Origin of the sequence: Rathayibacter sp. AY1E6 (genome assembly GCF_002931115.1) — a bacterium.
Taxonomy (GTDB): domain Bacteria; phylum Actinomycetota; class Actinomycetes; order Actinomycetales; family Microbacteriaceae; genus Rathayibacter.
Genome location: NZ_PSVK01000001.1, coordinates 1 through 17,892, shown reverse-complemented (window position 1 = coordinate 17,892; position 17,892 = coordinate 1). Strand labels below are relative to the sequence as shown.

Below are 17,892 nucleotides of genomic sequence, written 5' to 3'. Positions count from 1 at the left end.
ATCCAATAGGGTCATGCCGTCCTACCGAGAGAGGCTGTGGCCCGCGCCCTGGCTCTTCGTCGCCACCGCCCTCGTGATCCCCGCCAGCATCCTGGTGTTCGCGCCCATCGACCTCGCGGTGGGGGTGATCGTCGCGGTCGTTCTGTACGCGGGCTGCGTGCTGTCGCTGCTGGCGCTCACCCCCGTGATCGAGGTGGCGGAGGGGGAGCTGCGCGCCGGCCGCGCGCACATCCCGCTGGACCTCGTGGGCGAGCCGTCCTCCTACTCGGGGGACCAGGCGTTCGCCGAGCGCGGTACGCGCCTGGACGCGCGGGCGTACCTGGTCATCCGCGGCTGGGTGAAGGAGGTGGTGCGGGTCCCGATCGAGGATCCGGCCGACCCGACGCCGTACTGGCTGGTCTCCACCCGCCGCCCGGACGACATCGTCGCCGCGATCCGGGGATCACGGCGACGGAGCGGTCGTCCATCGGAGCCGGGAGGCGCTTAAGCAGCGCACTCCAGGCAGATCGGTCCGAGCTTCTCCTCGTGGTCGATCTGCGAGCGGTGCTTCACGAGGAAGCAGCTCACGCACGTGAACTCGTCCGCCTGGGGCGGAAGGACCACGACGTCCAGATCGAGGTCGGACAGATCGGCACCGGGCAGTTCGAATCCGCCCGGGTTGTCGGCGTCATCGACGTCGACGACTCCGGACATCTTGTCGGGGACTCGCTCCTTCAGGGCCTCGATCGACTCGGAGTCGTCATCGGTCTTGCGGGGGGCGTCGTAGTCCGTAGCCATTCCCATCCACTTCTTATTTCTGCTGTTCAACAAATCGGCGGGGTCAGTGTGCATCACGACGCATCGATTCGCAAACCACCTCGAACGGCTCTTGACACCCGCTCGCCCTGCCTCCTTCCGCACCAACTTTCGACCCGCCCGGGGTATTCCCGGCCGATCGCCCGGGCGCGTGGCATCCTTGCCCGGTCCGCGTCCAGAAGGAGGGTCCCCACGATGATGGAACTGAAGGTGATCGGCGTCGAGGGCGGATCGCTCGTCCTCGTGTCCGAGGGCGGCGAGCGCTTCTCGGTCCGCATCGACGAGACGCTGCAGAGCCAGCTGCGGCCGCGGGTCCACACCCTCCCGCCGCGCGAGAAGCGCGTCTCCCCCCGTGAGATCCAGGCCCACATCCGCTCCGGGCTCTCCGCCGAGGAGGTCGCCGAGCTCACGGGCGCCGACCTGGGCTACGTCCAGCGCTTCGAGGGACCCGTCACAGCCGAGCGCGAGCACATCGTCGCGTCCGCTCTCGCCGTGCGCGTCTACACGACCACCGACCCCGATCCTCTCGAGGAGGGCACGCCCTTCGGTGATGTCATCCGCGACCGCCTCGCGTCGCTCGGCGCCGAGGGCGAGCAGTGGTCGAGCTGGAAGGAGGAGGAGGGCTGGGTCGTCAAGCTCCTCTTCCGCTCGGACGAGATCGACCACGACGCCCGCTGGCGCTTCGACCCGCGGAAGGCGCTGCTGTCGCCGCTGACCTCCGAGGCGATCACGCTCTCGCAGCAGGGCGAGATCCGGCCGACCCTCATCCCGCGCCTGCGCGCCGTCATCCCCGCCGCCGTCGACGAGCTCGCCACGCGCTTCGACCCCGAATCCGCGGAGGCGCCGACCCGCTCCGCCCGGGCCGACCACCCCACGGCAGGCCGCCCCGCCGCGATGCCGCACGCCCGACCGGCCGCCGTCCGCCCCTCCGACACGGAGCCGCAGCCGGCCCTCTCCGAGACCCCGCGCCCGATCTCGACGCTCCCCCGCCCCGTCACCAGCACGACGGAGCAGCGCGAGCGCAACCTCAACGACACCGCCGACCTGCTCGACGCCCTGCGGCGCCGCCGGGGCGAGCGCGATCACGCCTCGAGCCTCCGCGTCCGCGAGGAGCCGGAGCCCGAGGCCGAGGCCGCTCCTCCGGTCGAGAAGGCACCGGAGCCGCCGCGCACCGCTCCCCCGGTCCCCGAGCAGCCGTCGGGCGTGCGCGGGAGCCTCCGCCGGGGGCGGGCGTCGATGCCGAGCTGGGACGAGATCGTCTTCGGAGCGCGCAGCGACGACTGACCTCCGCCGGCGCGGCTCCGCCGGGGTGGACGGTGCCCCCGTCCCCTCGGCCCGGCTCAGGCCAGCGCGCCGAAGCGGAGGAGCGGCACCTGCATCTCCTCCGGCGTGAGCGACCCGTGCTGCCCGATCATGGAGCGGCCGGAGGAGTCGTCCGCCGCGTAGTAGGCGATGGTCCTCCGCGCCGCGACGAACACGTCGCCCATCCGCTCGGCCGCCGCCGGAGAGACCTCGCCGAACCAGCCGCTCACGGCGACCTCGTCGCGCGTCGCGATCCAGGCGCGTGCGCCCTCCGCCTCGATCCAGCGCCGCGCCACCTCGTCGGGGTCCACACCCGGCTCGAGGTGCAGCTGCAGGCAGCGGGGCTCTCCGCCGAGGTGCCGGACGCCCTCGAGCAGCGGTCCCCGCTCGACGAGCACGTGCGAGGACGCCGGAACGTCCACGATGCCGTGGTCGGCGGTGACCAGCACGCTCTCGCGGGCGGAGAGCCCGCGGACCGCTCCGCCGACCTCCCCGTCCAGGAGCTCGAGCGCCGCCGTCCACTCCGGCGACTCCCAGCCGCGCGCGTGCGCCGCCTGGTCGAGCTCGGGGACGTAGAGGTACACGAGCTGCCGGCCGCCCTCGTCGAGCAGGGCGCGCGCCGCCGTGAAGCGCTCGGCGACGCCGCCGGCGGAGTGGTACTCGGCGCCGCGCAGGATCGCCCGCGTGAGACCGGAGCGGGCGTACCGCGCGGGGCCGATCACTCCGGCCCGGACACCGGCGGCCGAGGCCTGCTCGAAGACCGTGGGGTGGGGCTGCCACGTCTCGGGCACCATGCCCTCGTCCCAGCCGGAGAGCTGGTTGACCAGGCGGTCGGAGGCGCGGTCGAGCACGCGGTAGCCGACCATCCCGTGCCCGCCCGGGCGCAGGCCCGTCGTCAGGCTCGCCAGGGCCGCCGCGGTGGTCGTCGGGAAGCCCGAGACGAGCGTGGTGCCGCGGTTGAGGGCCGGAGCGAGCGTGCGCGAGTGGCCCCCGCGCTGGCGGAGGTTCGCGGCACCCAGGCCGTCGACGAGGACGACCACGATCCGCTCGACGCGGGGCGAGCCGAAGAGGCCGGGGCGGCCCAGGAGCGCGTCGAGGGCGCCCGGCAGGACGTCGGCGAGGCTCCGCCGCCCGTCGGGGGCTGGCGGTAGCATGTGGGTCATCGCGCCCAGTTTCGCACAGCGCCGCCGTCCCCGCCGGGCCGGTGCGGCGGAGCGTCCGCGTGAACGGGAGGGCCGGTCCCGTCCGCGAGGCGCCGTCTCCGCTCCGCCCGTCCCGTCGAGCGCCGCAGGGCGGTGCAGTCCCCCGCCGCCGCCCCGCGCCCGCCACCGAATCGAGTCATGAACGCTGCAGCCCCCTCCTCCGGATCCTCGCTCACCGAGCGCATCGAGGACGTCGACGTCTCGGCCGAGATGGAGGGGTCCTTCCTCGAGTACGCGTACTCGGTCATCTACTCGCGGGCCCTGCCCGACGCCCGCGACGGCCTCAAGCCGGTGCAGCGCCGGATCCTCTACATGATGAGCGAGATGGGGCTGCGGCCCGATCACGGCCACGTGAAGTCGGCCCGCGTGGTCGGCGAGGTGATGGGCAAGCTGCACCCGCACGGCGACGCCTCGATCTACGACTCCCTCGTCCGCCTCGCCCAGCCGTTCACGATGAGGGTCGCCCTCGTCGACGGGCACGGCAACTTCGGCTCCCTCGACGACGGCCCGGCCGCGGCCCGCTACACCGAGGCCCGCCTCGCCCCGGCCGCCACGGCCATGACCGAGCACCTCGGCGAGGACGTCGTCGACTTCGTCCCGAACTACGACAACTCGCACGACCAGCCCGAGGTCCTCCCCTCCGCGTTCCCGAACCTGCTGGTCAACGGGGCCAGCGGCATCGCCGTCGGCATGGCGACGAACATGGCGCCCCACAATCTCGTGGAGGTGATCGGGGCGGCCCGGCACCTGATCGCCCATCCCGACGCGTCCCTGGACGACTTGATGTCGTTCGTCCCGGGACCGGACTTCCCGAGCGGTGGCACGATCGTCGGCCTCGCCGGCGTGCGCGACGCCTACGCGACCGGCCGGGGCGGCTTCAAGACCCGCGCGCGCGTCTCGGTCGAGAGCATCACCGCGCGCAAGTCCGGCCTGGTCGTCACCGAGCTGCCCTACCTCGTCGGCGCCGAGAAGGTCATCGACAAGATCAAGGACAGCGTCCAGAACAAGAAGCTCAGCGGCATCTCGGACGTCACCGACCTGACGGACCGGGACAACGGCCTCCGGCTCGTCATCGGGATCAAGACCGGCTTCAGCCCGGAGGCCGTCCTCGAGCAGCTCTACCGCTACACGCCCCTCGAGGACGCGTTCTCGATCAACAACGTCGCGCTGGTCGACGGCGGCCCGCGCACCCTCGGCCTGAAGGAGCTGCTGCAGGTCTACATCGGCCACCGGGTGCAGGTCGTCACCCGGCGGACCCGCTACCGACTGCGCAAGCGCCAGGAGCGGCTGCACCTGGTCGAGGGCCTGCTCATCGCGATCCTCGACATCGACGAGGTCATCCAGCTGATCCGCGGGAGCGACGACACCGCGGCGGCGCGGGCCCGGCTGATCGAGGTCTTCGACCTCAGCACCCTGCAGGCCGACTATATCCTCGAGCTCCAGCTCCGCCGCCTCACGAAGTTCTCGCGCATCGAGCTCGAGACCGAGCGCGACACCCTCCTCGCCGAGATCGCCGAGCTCGAGGCCCTCCTCGCCAGCCGCTCACGGATCGACGAGCTGGTCTCGGACGAGCTCGACGAGGTCGCCCAGCGCCTCGGGACCCCGCGGCGCACCCTGCTCACCGAGGCGCGTCCCTCCGTCGCCACCACCGGGCGGAAGGCCGCCGCGGTGCTCGAGATCGCGGACGTGCCCTGCCGGGTGCTGCTGAGCACCACCGGCCGCATGGTGCGGGTCGACCGCGACCCCGAGGCCGCTCCCCACCCCGAGCGCGCCACGCGCCGCTCGAAGCACGACGCCGTCCTCAGCGTGCTCGACACGACCAGCCGGACGGAGATCGGCGCGGTCACCAGCGCCGGTCGGCTCCTCCGCTTCTCGCCGGTCGACGTGCCCGCCGTCCCCTCCTCCTCGGTGCAGCTGGGCGCGGGCGTGCGCATGAGCGACTACCTCCCGCACCTGGCGAAGGACGAGCGGGTGCTCGCGCTCGTCGCCCTCGACGACGAGCGGCCGATCGCGCTCGGCACCCAGCAGGGCGTCGTCAAGCGCGTCGCGCCGGGCGAGCTGCCCAACCGCCCGGACATCGAGCTCATCGCCCTGAAGCCGAAGGACGCCGTCGTGGGCGCGGCCGCGTCGGCGGAGGAGGACGAGCTGGTCTTCGTCACCGGCGAGGCCCAGCTGCTGCGCTTCCCCGCGTCCGCCGTCCGCCCTCAGGGCCGGACCGCCGCGGGGATGGCCGGGGTCAAGCTGGCCGAGACCGACGACGTCGTGCACTTCGCCGTCGTCGCCGCCGAGGACCGGGACGAGGCCGTCGTCGCGACGGTCGCCGTCGACAGCTGGGCCCTCTCGGGGACCGACACCGGCAGTGCGAAGGTCTCGCCGTTCTCGGAGTTCCCCGCCAAGGGCAGGGCCACCGGCGGAGTCCGTGCGCAGCGCTTCCTCAAGGGTGAGACCGCCCTCGGAGTGGCGTGGGTCGGCCCCGGTCCCGCGCACGCGCTCGAGGCCGACGGCTCGGTCGCCGCGCTGCCCGACTCCGGGATGAAGCGCGACGGCTCCGGCGTGGCGCTCGCGGCGCCGATCGCGACGATCGGAGCGGCGCCCGAGGTGTTCTGAGCCCCGCGGCTCAGACGTCGATACGGTCCCGCGACAGCGACTCGGACCCGCGGACGATGAACTCCTTGCGGGGTGCCACGTCGTTGCCCATCAGCAGCTCGAACACCCGGCCGGCGTTCTCCGCGTCGGCGACCCGCACCCGCCGGAGGGTGCGACGGGAGCGGTCCATGGTCGTCGTGGCCAGCTGGTCCGCGTCCATCTCGCCGAGCCCCTTGTAGCGCTGGATCGGGTCCTGGTAACGGCGGCCCGCCTTGCCGAGGGCCGCGAGCACGCTCTGCAGCTCCTTCTCGGAGTAGGTGTAGATCGTCTCGTTCGGCTTCTTCCCCGCGTTCATCACCACGAGCCGATGCAGCGGAGGCACGGCGGCGAAGACGCGCCCCGCCTCGACGAGCGGCCGCATGTAGCGGAAGAAGAGCGTGAGCAGCAGGGTGCGGATGTGGGCGCCGTCGACGTCGGCGTCGCTCATCAGGATGATCTTCCCGTAGCGGGCGGCCGAGAGGTCGAAGGAGCGGCCGGAGCCGGCTCCGATCACCTGGATCATCGAGGCGCACTCGGCGTTCGAGAGCATGTCGGCGATGCTCGCCTTCTGCGTGTTGAGGATCTTCCCCCGGATCGGCAGCAGGGCCTGGTACTCGCTGTTGCGGGCGAGCTTGGCGGTGCCGAGGGCGGAGTCGCCCTCGACGATGAAGAGCTCGCTGTTCTCGACGTCGCTGCTGCGGCAGTCGACCAGCTTCGCCGGAAGGGAGGAGGACTCCAGCGCGTTCTTGCGGCGCTGCGTCTCCTTGTGCGCGCGGGCCGAGATCCGCGACTTCATCTCGGCGACGACCTTCTCGAGGAGCTGGGAGGTCTGCGCCTTGTCCTCGCGGCGCGTCGAGGAGAACACCGCGCCCAGCGTCGAGGCGATGGTGGAGGCGACGATCGCGCGGACGGCGGGCGTGCCCAGCACCTCCTTCGTCTGGCCTTCGAACTGCGGCTCAGGGAGCCGCACGGTCAGCACGGCGCTGAGCCCGGCGAGGACGTCGTCCTTCTCGAGCTTGTCCGAGCCGACCTTGAGGCGGCGGGCGTTCGCCTCCACCTGGGAGCGGAGCAGCTTCAGCAGGCCCTGCTCGAAGCCGGTCTGGTGCGTCCCGCCCTTGGGCGTCGAGATGATGTTCACGAAGCTGCGCATCACCGTCTCGTAGCCGGTGCCCCAGCGCAGGGCGATGTCGACCTCGCAGGTGCGCTCCACCTCGGTGGGCACCATGGCGCCGCCGGGGGTCAGCACCGGCACGGTCTCGGTGAAGGTGCCGGAGCCGGTGAGGCGCAGCACCTCGGTCACGGGAGCGTCGGGGGCGAGGAACTCGACGAACTCCGAGATGCCGCCGTCGTAGCGGAACATCTCGGCGCGGCGCTCGTCCGCCCTGTCGTCGACGATGTCGATCGTCAGGCCGGGGACGAGGAACGCGGTCTGCCGGGCGCGCGTCACCAGGTCGTCCGTCTGGAACGAGGCGCCCTTCGTGAAGATCTGGCGGTCGGCCCAGTAGCGCACGCGCGTTCCGGTGACGCCCTTGGCGACCTTCCCGACGACCGTCAGCTCCGACCCGTTCTCGAACGGCGTGAACGGAGCGTCGGGGGTGGGCTCGCCCGCGTCGGCGAAGCGCCCGGGCTCCCCCCGGTGGAACGACATCCGGTAGGTGCGGCCGTTGCGGTCGACCTCGACGTCCAGGCGCTCCGAGAGCGCGTTGACCACGGAGGCGCCGACGCCGTGCAGACCGCCGGACGCCGCGTAGGACCCCGAGCCGAACTTGCCGCCCGCGTGCAGCTTCGTGAACACGACCTCGACTCCGGAGAGCCCCGTCTTCGGCTCGATGTCGACCGGGATCCCGCGCGCGCGGTCGCGCACCTCGACGCTGCCGTCGGCGTGCAGGAGCACGCTGATCTCGGTCCCGTGCCCGGCCAGCGCCTCGTCGACGGAGTTGTCGATGACCTCCCAGAGGCAGTGCATGAGGCCGCGCGAGTCGGTCGATCCGATGTACATGCCGGGCCGCTTCCGGACCGCCTCGAGACCCTCGAGGACGGAGAGGTGGCGGGCGTTGTAGTCGGTGGAGGCCATCCGCCCAGTCTACTTTCGGGAACCGCTCCGGCCGCGGTGGCGCGGCACCCGGCGACAGCACGATGGCCGCTCGGCGCGGGGCCCCTACGCGCAGAGCGAAATGCCGACCGATCGACTCCGTGCGGAAACAATCGCGTGCTTGGATGGGTTCCACTAAGCAGAGATCGAAGAACGAGTGCAGGAGGCCAAGTCATGTCGACCACAGCAACCCAGAACGGCGTGGACGAGCTCGCCGGTGCCCACCAGCTCTCCGCCGCCGACCGCTGCGACAGCTGCGGTGCGCAGGCGTACATCCGAGTGGTCGTGAACAACGGAGAACTGCTGTTCTGCGCACACCACGGGAAGAAGTACCAGGAGAAGCTCTCCAGCATCGCCCAGAGCTGGCACGACGAGTCCGCCCGACTCTTCGAGGAGCAGCGCCCCTAGCGCGTCCCCGATCAGCCCGGACGGTGCGTCAGCGCCCTACCGACCGACACCGAGCCGCTTCGCGATCACATCGCGAGCGGCTCGTGCCGTTTCATCGACCAGGCGGAGACGCTCGTCCGACGGGGAGTAGGCGTCGCCGTGGGCGCGCCGCAGGATCGCGTCCGCGAGCGAGGGGTTCTTCGCGAGGACGGGGCCGTGCAGGTGCGTGCCCAGAAGGCCTCCCTCCGCGTAGCCCTCGTGGCCGGCGCCGTCGCCGGTGCCGTGCAGCACTCGGCCGAGCGCGTCCTCGGGCGCGATCCCGGTCATCCGGCGCTCGTGGTTCTCGAATCCGACGAGGACGCCGCCCGGCGTCTCGACGAGGAGGTCGTCGGTCGCGCGCTCGCCCGTGACCGAGTCTCCGGGAAACAGCCCGATACCCCGGGCGCCGCCCGCGGCCGTGCTGATCGAACCGGCCAGCATCTCCCAGCCGGCTCCGACCGCGACCACCTGAGTGCCCTGGTCGACCCAGGCCCGCAGCGTCGGCGCGATCTCGTGGAGGAGTGCCAGGACGCCCGGGAGGTCCTCGTCCGCTCCCGTCCCGGCGACCAGGACGTCCGGACGGACCTCGGCGTCGGAGGCGGTCATGAGCGGCACGACCTCCGCCTCGACGCCCGACCAGCGCGCCCGAGCCGCGAGGACCCGGGCGTTCGCCGCGTCGCCGTTGCTGTCCAGGACGTCGGGAGCGAGCACGGCGATGCGGAGGGTGGTCACGCGGTCTCCTCGCGGTTGGTGACGAGCTGCAGGTGCGCACGGGTGCGGCGCATCGAATCGGCCGAGAAGACGATGGTCTTCCGGCCGGAGGCGGGGGTCGGCAGAGCGAGGAACGCGTCGAGCGCGCGACCCAGGTCCTCGTCGACGGAGTCGACGCGCACGCCGTCGTAGCGCAGGTGCAGCGCCGCCTCGTGCGCCTTCGACCCCGAGACGACACGGACGTGCCCGAGCACGGAGGTGTCCACGGGCCAGAAGTAGGAGGGGTCTCGGACGTCGGAGCCGATCGCGAGCATGATCTGCTCGGTCCCCTCGGGGATCTCCGCGATGTTCAGGCGGTAGCTCGCCGGGTTCTGAACCAGGACGAACTCGACTTCGTGGCCGCGCACGGTGACGATCTCGCCCCGCCCGAAGACGGGGTCGATGCTCGAGAGCGCGGAGGCGGCGAGGGCCGGGTCGAAGCGCTCGGCGAGCACGGCGCGGGCCGTGGAGACGGCCGCCGCGGCGTCCACCGCGTAGTGGACGCCCCGTGCGGGGAGCTGGACCTCGAGCGGGTCGCCGTCGCTGATGATGCGCGCGGCCGCTCCCGTCGTGCTCTCGACGACGGTGGTCGCACGGTCGGTCCCGGCCTCCGCCTCTGCGGCGTAGCCGAGACCGCCGGACGCGGAGTCGCGGACGGAGGAGGAGACGCCGTACCAGCGGATCCGCTCGTCGGGGAGGGAGGTCGCGACATCGGCGACGTGGCGGTCGTCGGCGTTCAGCACGACGGGACCGGTCGCGCGGGAAGCGATGGTGCCGAGCATCCGGGCGACCATGGCCGGATCGAAGAAGCGGTCGATCTGGTCGACCACCACGTTCGTCAGCAGGACGACGCGGGGGCGCATCCGGGGCGCGAGGCGCGCGCCGTGACCCTCGTCCATCTCGAGGACGGCGATGTCGGCGTCGATCCGTCCGCGGAGGTCCGCCCGCTCCAGGAGCGCGGAGGTCAGCCCCTGGGCGATGTTGGCCGTCGACGGGTTGGTGAAGACCCGGAGCCCGTGCGCGCGGAGCACCGCGACCAGCATCTTGGTCGTGGTCGACTTGCCCGCCGATCCCGTGACGACCACGAGGCCGTCCCGGAACCCGTCGAGCACCGCGGGCAGGAATCCGGGCGCGACGCGGTTCACCACGAGTCCGGGCACGGCGGATCCCCCGCCGGGCTTCCGGACCCGCGCGGCGAACCGGGCGGCCCTCCCGAGGAGGACCGCCGGAGCGTAGCGGATCACCGGCCTACTCGAGGTAGTCGCGGAGCGACTGCGAGCGGGACGGGTGGCGGAGCTTGGCCATCGTCTTGGACTCGATCTGACGGATGCGCTCGCGCGTCACGCCGAAGGTGTCGCCGATCTGGTCGAGCGTCTTCGGCATGCCGTCGCCGAGGCCGAAGCGCATGCGGATCACGCCGGCCTCGCGCTCCGAGAGCGAGTCGAGCAGCGACTCCAGCTGCTTCTGCAGCATGGTGAAGCCCACGGCGTCGGCCGGGACGACCGCCTCGGTGTCCTCGATGAGGTCGCCGAACTCGCTGTCGCCGTCCTCGCCCAGGGGCGTGTGCAGCGAGATCGGCTCGCGCCCGTACTTCTGCACCTCGATGACCTTCTCGGGGGTCATGTCGAGCTCGCGCGAGAGCTCCTCGGGCGTGGGCTCGCGGCCCAGGTCCTGGAGCATCTGGCGCTGCACGCGGGCCAGCTTGTTGATGACCTCGACCATGTGCACCGGGATGCGGATGGTGCGGGCCTGGTCGGCCATCGCGCGGGTGATCGCCTGGCGGATCCACCACGTGGCGTAGGTCGAGAACTTGAAGCCCTTGGTGTAGTCGAACTTCTCGACCGCACGGATGAGGCCCAGGTTGCCCTCCTGGATGAGGTCGAGGAACTGCATCCCGCGACCGGTGTAGCGCTTCGCGAGGCTGACGACGAGCCGGAGGTTCGCTCCGAGCAGGTGGCTCTTCGCGCGCTGGCCGTCCTTCGCGACCCAGCGCAGCTCGCGGACGAGCTCCGGGCTGAGGTCGGTCGAGTTGGCGAGCTTGTCCTCGGCGAACAGGCCGGCCTCGATGCGCATCGCGAGCTCGACCTCCTCGGCCGCGTTCAGGAGCGCGACCTTGCCGATCTGCTTCAGGTAGTCCTTGACCGGGTCGGCGGTGGCGCCGGTGATCGCGGTCGAGTAGACCGGGACCTCGTCGTCCTCTCCGCCGAACGACAGGACGAGCGCACCGCTCGGGAGCGGCTCGGCCGGAGCGGCGACGGCAGCGGCGGCCGGGGCCTCCGGCGTCTCCGCGTCGTCCTTCGCGTCGGTCTCGGTGTCCTCGGCGACGACCTCGGTCTCCTCCTCCGCCGCCTCGTCGGGCTCGACGGCGTCGGTCGGCTCCTCCTCGGTGTCGGCGGGAGCGGCGGCCTTGGTCGTGGCGCGCGAGCGGGTCGTCTTGGCCGCGGTGGTCTTGGCCGCCGTGGTCTTCGCCGCGGGCTTGCGCGTCGCGGGCTTCTTGGTGGTCGTCGTCACGTCGTCGTCGACGGCGTCGAGCGTTGCGGTCTTGGTAGCTCTGGTGGCCATGGCGGCACCTCTCCATCCGTTGCGTCCCGGGGGCGGGCGGCGCGGGAAGGCGTCGTCCGTCGGTGGGCATTACGAGGACCCATGTCAAGTCGAGGACGTCGCACGCCCGACGTGGGCCTGGTGCTCCTCGACCCGAACGGGTCCTATTGACAATTATTGCACGTCTGAGTAGTGCAGCCGTGCGGTGCGGTGCGAGTGGGGCTAGATCCGGCGGGATCCGGGCCGTTCCGCTGGGACATCGCGTCTGCAGAAGGGCGGATCGACGGACGACCGTCAGCGCCCCGCGCGGCCGCGGCGCATCCGGTCACTCAGGGCAACCCAGAGAGGGGCCACGGTTATTCCCTCGTCCTCGGCCAGGCGGCGGCGGGTCCGGCGGCGCGCGACGACGAGTCCGACGACTCCGGCGCCGACCACCACGTACTGCACGCACCACGCCAGGCGGAAGTGCTCGAGCGAGTAGGTCTGCTCGGAGGAGGCACCGGGACCGGCCAGTGCGTCGAGGATCAGGCCGATCGCGAACATCATCGTGAAGCTGGCCAGGAACCCGCCCACGTTGACGACTCCGTTCGCCGCGCCGAGGCTCCGCGAGGGGTTGAACGTGCGGGCGAAGTCGAACCCGATCATGGAGCCGGGGCCGCCCGCTCCGACGACGATCAGGAGCAGCACCACGAGCCAGTACGGCGGGACGCCGGGCCAGAGCAGCACGACGGTCCAGGCGACCGCCATCGCCGAGACGATCCCGAGCACGAGGTTGCTGCGGCGCATGGGGTGGCGAGCGGTCAGGACGCCGAGCACCGGCCCGACGACGATCCCCGCGATCACGACGATCGTGAGGGTCGGCGCGGCGACGGTCGGCGGCAGGCCGATCGCGTAGACGAGGAAGGGGTAGCCCCAGAGCAGCGTGAACACCGTGCCGGAGGACTGCGTGACGAAGTGCGACCAGAAGCCGAGCTGCGTCCCCGGCCGGCGCAGGCTCACTCCGAGCTGCGCGATCGTCGCCCGGAGCGTCGGGGGCACCACCGTGATCGGCTCGGTGCGCGGCGGGACGTCGGCGACCAGGAGGAGCACGCCGAGGAAGGACACGGCCCCGAGGCCGGCGGCGCTGAGGAACGCGGGCTCCCAGCCGAACGTGTGGAGGATCGCCGCGAACGGGAGTGCGGAGAGGATCTGGCCCACCTGGCCGATGTTGCCGATCCACTGCGAGAGCTGCGGCACGATCGGTCCGCTGAACCAGGTCACCGTGAGGCGGATCACGGAGGTGAAGATCGCGGCGTCCCCGGCTCCCAGCAGGATCCGCCCGACGATCGCGACGCCGATGCCCGGCGCGATCGCGACCACGACCTGGCCCGCCATCATCAGGGCCGTGCCCGAGAGGATCAGGGTCCGCGGGCCGAACCGGTCGATGAGGATCCCGACCGGGATCTGCATCCCGGCGTAGACGATCAGCTGGACAACGGCGAGCGACGAGAGGACGGCGGCGGCCACCCCGAACCGCTCCGCGGCGTCCACTCCTGCGACGCCCAGCGTCGTGCGGTCCAGGACCGCGACGAGGTAGGCGAACGCTCCGGCACCGAAGACGAACCAGGCTCGACGATCACGCACTCGTCCGATCCTACGGCCGCTCAGGAGGCGGTGGGCTCCTCGCCCGGGCGGCGGATCGCGAGGAACTTCTCGAGCTCGGCGGCGATCGCGTCGGCGCTGGGCACGAAGCCGTCCTCGTCGGTGAGCGGCGAGCGGAGGCTCGTCCCCTCCATGTAGGTGTCGTGCCGCGCCTCGAGGGCCGAGACCAGCTTCTGCAGCTCGTCGTTGCCGCCGACCTGCTCGTCGACCTTGCCGAGGAACTCCCGCCCGCTCTCGCGCAGGCGGTCCGTCGGGAAGATGAGGCCGGTCGACGCCGAGATGCTCTCGAGCGCCGCGACCGCCGCCTGCGGGTACTCGGTGTCCGACAGGTAGTGGGGGATGAGCAGCGCGAAGCCGACCACGGTCAGACCGCGCTCGTAGAGGCGCAGCTCGAGCAGGTGGAGGACGTTCGAGGGCACCTGCGTGTGCGGCTTCCAGACCGACATCGCCTCGATCAGGTCCTCGCGGTTGCCGCTCACGGTGACGCCGACGGGCCGGGTGTGCGGCACGGGCATCGGGATCGCCTGGACCCACGTGGTCGAGGCGACGTCGAGCCGCTCGAGGAGGGAGACCACCGCGCGGGTGAACCGCTCCCACTGGAAGTCGGGCTCGAAGCCGGTGAGCAGGAGGAACGGCTGGTGCAGCTCGTCGTGCGCGAGCGAGAGCCGGAGCATCGCAGGACGGTAGTCCGTCAGGTGGTCCTGGTCGAACGTGATGATGGGGCGGCGGGCCCGGTAGTCGAGCAGCTGATCCTGGTCGAAGACCGCGACCCCGCGGTGCTCGAGGGTCTCGAAGAGGTACTCCCCCAGCTGCCCCACCGCTCCCCCGGCGTCGGCCGAGCCGGTCAGGCCCGCGACGAGGTGCAGCCCGCGCGGGATCTCGGAGAGGTCGCCCTCGATCTCGAACAGGTCTTCCGGATCCAGCATGCGTCCAGTCTAAACGGGGGTCCCGGCGCCCCGGCCGGGTCCGCTGAGCCCTCAGCGAACAGCGCCTAGCATTGCCGCCATGCCCCTCTCCTCTCTCGAGTACTCGACCGTTCCCGCCTCCGACATCGACACCGACGCCCTCGTCCTCGGCGTCGCCCCGGGACCCGACGGTCCCCGGCTCGTCGGCGCGGAGGGCTTCGAGGAGCTGGCCCCCGCGCTGAGCGCGCTCGGCGCGACCGGCGCGGCCGAGACGCTCGTGCGCGTGCCGTCCTCGGTCCGTGCCGGAGTGATCGTGCTCGTCGGACTCGGCTCGGCGGAGCCCGACGACACCGCGCTGCGGAACGCCGCGGGCGCCGCCGTCCGCCTGCTCGCGGGGTCCGCCTCCGTGGCCCTCTCCCTCCCCGCCGGCTCCGACGGCACGCTCGCCGCGGTCGCCGAGGGCGCCGCGCTCGGCTCCTACTCCTTCACCGCCTTCCGCGGCAGCACCGCCGCCGCGGCGAAGGCGCCCGTCGAGCACGTCGTCCTGCTGGGCGGCGGCGAGTCGGCCGACCCCGCCGTCCTGGACCGGGCGCTCGTGCTCGGCCGCGCGGTCGGCACGGTGAAGGACCTCGTCAACACTCCCCCGTCGCACCTCTACCCGCAGACGCTGGCCGAGGCCGTGCAGACCGGCGCAGAGGGACTGCCCCTCGAGGTCACCGTCTGGGACGAGGAGGCCCTCGCGGAGGAGGGGTTCGGCGGCATCCTCGGAGTCGGCAGCGGCTCCTCCCGCCCGCCCCGCCTCGTGAAGGTCGCCTACGCGCCCGAGGGCGCGAGCACCCACCTCGCCCTGGTCGGCAAGGGCATCACCTTCGACAGCGGCGGACTCTCGCTCAAGCCGCCGGCCTCGATGATCGGGATGAAGACCGACATGGCGGGCGCGGCGACCGTGTACGCCGTCGTGCGCGCCATCGCGGAGCTCGGCCTCCCGCTCCGCGCGACCGCCTGGCTCTGCATCGCCGAGAACCTCCCTTCCGGGACCGCGATCCGCCCGGACGACGTGCTCACCGTGCGCGGCGGGACCACGGTGGAGGTGCTGAACACCGACGCCGAGGGCCGACTGGTGCTCGCCGACGGCCTCGTCGCCGCCAGCGAGGAGCAGCCCGATGCGATCATCGACGTCGCGACGCTGACCGGCGCCTCCGTGGTCGCCCTCGGCAACCGGACCGTCGGCGCTCTGGGCGACGACGAGCTGGTCTCCCGCGTCCTCGACGCCGCCCGCGCGGCGGGAGAGCCCTTCTGGCAGATGCCCCTCCCCGCGGAGCTGCGACCGCTGCTGAACTCGGACATCGCCGACATCGCGAACGTCAAGCCGGGCAACACCGCCGGCGGCATGCTCCTCGCCGGCCACTTCCTCCGCGAGTTCGTCGGGAAGCGCGGCGAGGGCGAGGACGCGACCACGATCCCGTGGGCGCACCTCGACATCGCCGGCCCCTCGAGCAACGGAGGCGGCGGCTACGGCTTCACCGGAGCCGGCGCCACGGGGGTCTCGGTGCGCGCGCTGATCGCCCTGGCCGAGGGCTTCGCGAGCGCGTAGTAGGGTCGACGGGGCGGGAGATCCCGCCTCGTCCCCCCTCCCGATCCGCTCGGCGCTCAGCGCCGGAGCCGGTCGGCCGGGAAGCGGGACCGCACGTCGCGAGGGAGTCACTGGGTGTCGGAAGAGCGCTACGACCTGGTCGTGCTCGGAGGTGGCAGCGGCGGGTACGCGGCGGCCCTCCGGGCGACGCAGCTCGGGATGAGCGTCGCGCTCGTGGAGCGCGACAAGCTCGGCGGCACCTGCCTGCACAGGGGATGCGTGCCCACCAAGGCCCTGCTGCACGCCGCCGAGCTGGCGGACGGCGCCCGCGAGGGAGAGAAGTACGGCGTGCTCTCGAGCTTCACCGGGATCGACATGGCGGGCGTCACGCGCTACCGCGAGGGCGTCGTCGCCGGCAAGTACAAGGGGCTCCAGAGCCTCGTGTCCTCGCGCGGCATCACGGTCGTCACGGGCGAGGGCCGTCTCACCGCGCCCGGCACGGTGACCGTCGGCGAGCACGTGCTCCACGGCGCGTCGATCGTCGTCGCCACCGGGTCCGCCTCCCGCACCCTCCCCGGCATCGAGATCGGCGGCCGGATCCTGACGAGCGACCAGGCTCTCGAGCTCGACCACGTGCCCGCGAGCGTCGTCGTCCTCGGCGGCGGAGTGATCGGCGTCGAGTTCGCGAGCGTCTGGCGCTCGTTCGGCGCCGAGGTCACGATCGTCGAGGCCCTCCCCCACCTCGTTCCCAACGAGGACGAGAGCGTCAGCAAGCAGCTGGAGCGCGCCTTCCGCAAGCGGGGCATCGCCTTCCAGCTGGGATCCCGCGTCGCGTCGGTCTCGCAGAGCGAGGGCGGCGTCTCCGTGTCGCTCGAGAGCGGCGCCACGGTGGAGGGCGAGATCCTGCTGGTCGCCGTCGGCCGCGGCCCGGTGACCGCGGGCATCGGCCTCGAGGAGGCCGGGGTCCGCCTCGACCGCGGCTACGTGCTGACCGACGAGCGCCTGCAGACCTCCGTCCCCGGCGTGTACGCCGTGGGCGACATCGTGCCGGGGCTCCAGCTCGCGCACCGGAGCTTCCAGCAGGGGATCTTCGTCGCGGAGGAGATCGCCGGTCTGGGCCCGCAGGTCGTCTCGGACGTCAACGTCCCGAAGGTGACCTACAGCGACCCCGAAGTGGCCTCCGTCGGCCTCGGCGAGGCCCGCGCGATCGCCGAGTACGGCGCCGAGCGCGTCGCCGTGTACGACTACGGCCTCGGCGGCAACGCCCGGAGCACGATCATCGGGACCACCGGCTCCGTGAAGGTCGTGCGCCTGGTCGACGGCCCGGTCGTCGGCGTGCACATGGTCGGAGCCCGCGTCGGCGAGCTGATCGGCGAGGCTCAGCTCATCGTGAACTGGGAGGCGCATCCCGAGGACGTCGCGCCCCTCGTGCACGCGCACCCCACTCAGAACGAGGCGCTCGGCGAGGCGCACCTCGCTCTGGCCGGGAAGCCGCTGCACGCCCTGTAGAACCACTGCGGTGCGGCGACCCGCCGCTTCCGCATCAGTAAGCTGGACATCGAAACACAAGCGTCTTAAGGAGACAGGCTCATGAGCGAATCCGTCAGCCTCCCGGCACTCGGAGAGAGTGTCACGGAAGGAACGGTCACCCGCTGGCTGAAGAACGTCGGGGACCGCGTCGAGGTGGACGAGCCCCTGCTCGAGGTCTCGACCGACAAGGTCGACACCGAGATCCCGTCGCCCGTCGCGGGAGTGATCGAGGAGATCCTCGTCCAGGAGGACGAGACCGTCGAGGTCGGCGCCGAGCTGGTGCGCATCGGAGACGGCTCCGGAGCCGCGTCGGCGTCCGAGCCCGAGGCTCCCGCCGAGGAGGCCCCCGAGGTCCAGGCCGCCGAGACCGAGGCCACTGACGAGGCGACCCCGTCGGTGGACGCCGAGAGCGACGCCGAGGCTCCCGCCCCGGCCGAGCCCGAGCCCGCCCCGGCCGCCGAGAAGCCCGCCGCCCCCGAGGCCGCGGCTCCCGCTCCGTCGGCTCCCGCC

Annotated in this window: 15 protein-coding genes; 7 read left to right on the top strand and 8 right to left on the bottom strand. The window is 72.2% G+C overall.

The features are described 5' to 3' along the window. Positions 1 to 13 precede the first annotated feature (13 nt). Positions 14 to 487, top strand: a complete 474-nt coding sequence (locus C5C46_RS00075; RefSeq protein ID WP_104225232.1) for a DUF3093 domain-containing protein — start codon at positions 14 to 16, stop codon at positions 485 to 487. Here the strand turns inward: C5C46_RS00075 and C5C46_RS00070 are convergent. Next, complete coding sequence (locus C5C46_RS00070) at positions 484 to 777, bottom strand: DUF4193 domain-containing protein (protein WP_055792269.1); 294 nt, start codon at positions 775 to 777, stop codon at positions 484 to 486. The two genes, C5C46_RS00075 and C5C46_RS00070, sit on opposite strands and share 4 nt — an antisense overlap. A 213-nt stretch (positions 778 to 990) precedes the next feature. Between C5C46_RS00070 and sepH the strand changes: the two genes are divergently transcribed. Beyond that, a complete protein-coding gene (sepH, locus tag C5C46_RS00065) occupies positions 991 to 2,079 on the top strand; it encodes a septation protein SepH (protein WP_104222108.1) in 1,089 nt (362 codons plus the stop codon). A 56-nt stretch (positions 2,080 to 2,135) separates the two neighbouring features. Here the strand turns inward: sepH and C5C46_RS00060 are convergent, their stop codons facing one another. Continuing rightward, positions 2,136 to 3,260, bottom strand: coding sequence for an alkaline phosphatase family protein (locus C5C46_RS00060; RefSeq protein WP_258059231.1), 1,125 nt, complete (start codon positions 3,258 to 3,260; stop codon positions 2,136 to 2,138). Between the two features lie 177 nt (positions 3,261 to 3,437). On the opposite strand from C5C46_RS00060, the gene C5C46_RS00055 reads away from it, so the two are divergent. Next, a complete protein-coding gene (locus tag C5C46_RS00055) occupies positions 3,438 to 5,906 on the top strand; it encodes a DNA topoisomerase (ATP-hydrolyzing) subunit A (RefSeq protein ID WP_104225231.1) in 2,469 nt (822 codons plus the stop codon). A 10-nt stretch (positions 5,907 to 5,916) separates the two neighbouring features. Here the strand turns inward: C5C46_RS00055 and C5C46_RS00050 are convergent, their stop codons facing one another. Then, entirely contained in the window at positions 5,917 to 7,998 is a 2,082-nt protein-coding gene (locus tag C5C46_RS00050) for a type IIA DNA topoisomerase subunit B (RefSeq protein WP_104225230.1), read from the bottom strand. Positions 7,999 to 8,190: 192 nt separating this feature from the next. Between C5C46_RS00050 and C5C46_RS00045 the strand changes: the two genes are divergently transcribed. Beyond that, on the top strand, positions 8,191 to 8,424 hold the full coding sequence (locus C5C46_RS00045; RefSeq protein WP_068212876.1) for a hypothetical protein: 234 nt from the start codon (positions 8,191 to 8,193) through the stop codon (positions 8,422 to 8,424). Positions 8,425 to 8,460: 36 nt separating this feature from the next. Here the strand turns inward: C5C46_RS00045 and C5C46_RS00040 are convergent, their stop codons facing one another. The 5 genes from C5C46_RS00040 to C5C46_RS00020 all read right to left on the bottom strand — a co-directional run bounded on the left by C5C46_RS00040 (position 8,461) and on the right by C5C46_RS00020 (position 14,300). Then, positions 8,461 to 9,174: a type 1 glutamine amidotransferase gene (locus tag C5C46_RS00040; RefSeq protein WP_104225229.1), complete on the bottom strand. Its 714-nt coding sequence runs from the start codon at positions 9,172 to 9,174 to the stop codon at positions 8,461 to 8,463. Further along, a complete protein-coding gene (locus C5C46_RS00035) occupies positions 9,171 to 10,436 on the bottom strand; it encodes a Mur ligase family protein (protein ID WP_104225228.1) in 1,266 nt (421 codons plus the stop codon). Before C5C46_RS00035 ends, C5C46_RS00040 begins: the two co-directional genes overlap by 4 nt. Positions 10,437 to 10,440: 4 nt before the next feature. Beyond that, positions 10,441 to 11,754, bottom strand: coding sequence for an RNA polymerase sigma factor (locus tag C5C46_RS00030; RefSeq protein ID WP_104222118.1), 1,314 nt, complete (start codon positions 11,752 to 11,754; stop codon positions 10,441 to 10,443). A 273-nt stretch (positions 11,755 to 12,027) separates the two neighbouring features. After that, on the bottom strand, positions 12,028 to 13,356 hold the full coding sequence (locus C5C46_RS00025; RefSeq protein ID WP_104222120.1) for a nitrate/nitrite transporter: 1,329 nt from the start codon (positions 13,354 to 13,356) through the stop codon (positions 12,028 to 12,030). 20 nt (positions 13,357 to 13,376) lie between these two features. Beyond that, complete coding sequence (locus tag C5C46_RS00020; protein WP_104225227.1) at positions 13,377 to 14,300, bottom strand: proteasome assembly chaperone family protein; 924 nt, start codon at positions 14,298 to 14,300, stop codon at positions 13,377 to 13,379. A 79-nt stretch (positions 14,301 to 14,379) separates the two neighbouring features. Here C5C46_RS00020 and C5C46_RS00015 point away from each other — a divergent pair, with 79 nt between their 5' ends. From C5C46_RS00015 to C5C46_RS00005, 3 genes are all read left to right on the top strand, one after another. After that, a complete protein-coding gene (locus C5C46_RS00015; protein WP_104225226.1) occupies positions 14,380 to 15,873 on the top strand; it encodes a leucyl aminopeptidase in 1,494 nt (497 codons plus the stop codon). Positions 15,874 to 15,987: 114 nt separating this feature from the next. After that, a complete protein-coding gene (gene lpdA / locus C5C46_RS00010) occupies positions 15,988 to 17,361 on the top strand; it encodes a dihydrolipoyl dehydrogenase (RefSeq protein ID WP_104222126.1) in 1,374 nt (457 codons plus the stop codon). 81 nt (positions 17,362 to 17,442) lie between these two features. Next, the coding region (locus tag C5C46_RS00005) for a biotin/lipoyl-containing protein (RefSeq protein WP_308471123.1) at positions 17,443 to 17,892 on the top strand (450 nt) is incomplete at its 3' end.

What these genes read in the sequence shown, in the direction of transcription:
- C5C46_RS00075 (WP_104225232.1), top strand. Translation starts at nt 14, where the DNA reads ATGCCGTCCTACCGAGAGAGGCTGTGGCCCGCGCCCTGGCTCTTCGTC.
- C5C46_RS00070 (WP_055792269.1), bottom strand. Translation starts at nt 777, where the DNA reads ATGGCTACGGACTACGACGCCCCCCGCAAGACCGATGACGACTCCGAG.
- sepH (WP_104222108.1), top strand. Translation starts at nt 991, where the DNA reads ATGATGGAACTGAAGGTGATCGGCGTCGAGGGCGGATCGCTCGTCCTC.
- C5C46_RS00060 (WP_258059231.1), bottom strand. Translation starts at nt 3,260, where the DNA reads ATGACCCACATGCTACCGCCAGCCCCCGACGGGCGGCGGAGCCTCGCC.
- C5C46_RS00055 (WP_104225231.1), top strand. Translation starts at nt 3,438, where the DNA reads ATGAACGCTGCAGCCCCCTCCTCCGGATCCTCGCTCACCGAGCGCATC.
- C5C46_RS00050 (WP_104225230.1), bottom strand. Translation starts at nt 7,998, where the DNA reads ATGGCCTCCACCGACTACAACGCCCGCCACCTCTCCGTCCTCGAGGGT.
- C5C46_RS00045 (WP_068212876.1), top strand. Translation starts at nt 8,191, where the DNA reads ATGTCGACCACAGCAACCCAGAACGGCGTGGACGAGCTCGCCGGTGCC.
- C5C46_RS00030 (WP_104222118.1), bottom strand. Translation starts at nt 11,754, where the DNA reads ATGGCCACCAGAGCTACCAAGACCGCAACGCTCGACGCCGTCGACGAC.
- C5C46_RS00020 (WP_104225227.1), bottom strand. Translation starts at nt 14,300, where the DNA reads ATGCTGGATCCGGAAGACCTGTTCGAGATCGAGGGCGACCTCTCCGAG.
- C5C46_RS00015 (WP_104225226.1), top strand. Translation starts at nt 14,380, where the DNA reads ATGCCCCTCTCCTCTCTCGAGTACTCGACCGTTCCCGCCTCCGACATC.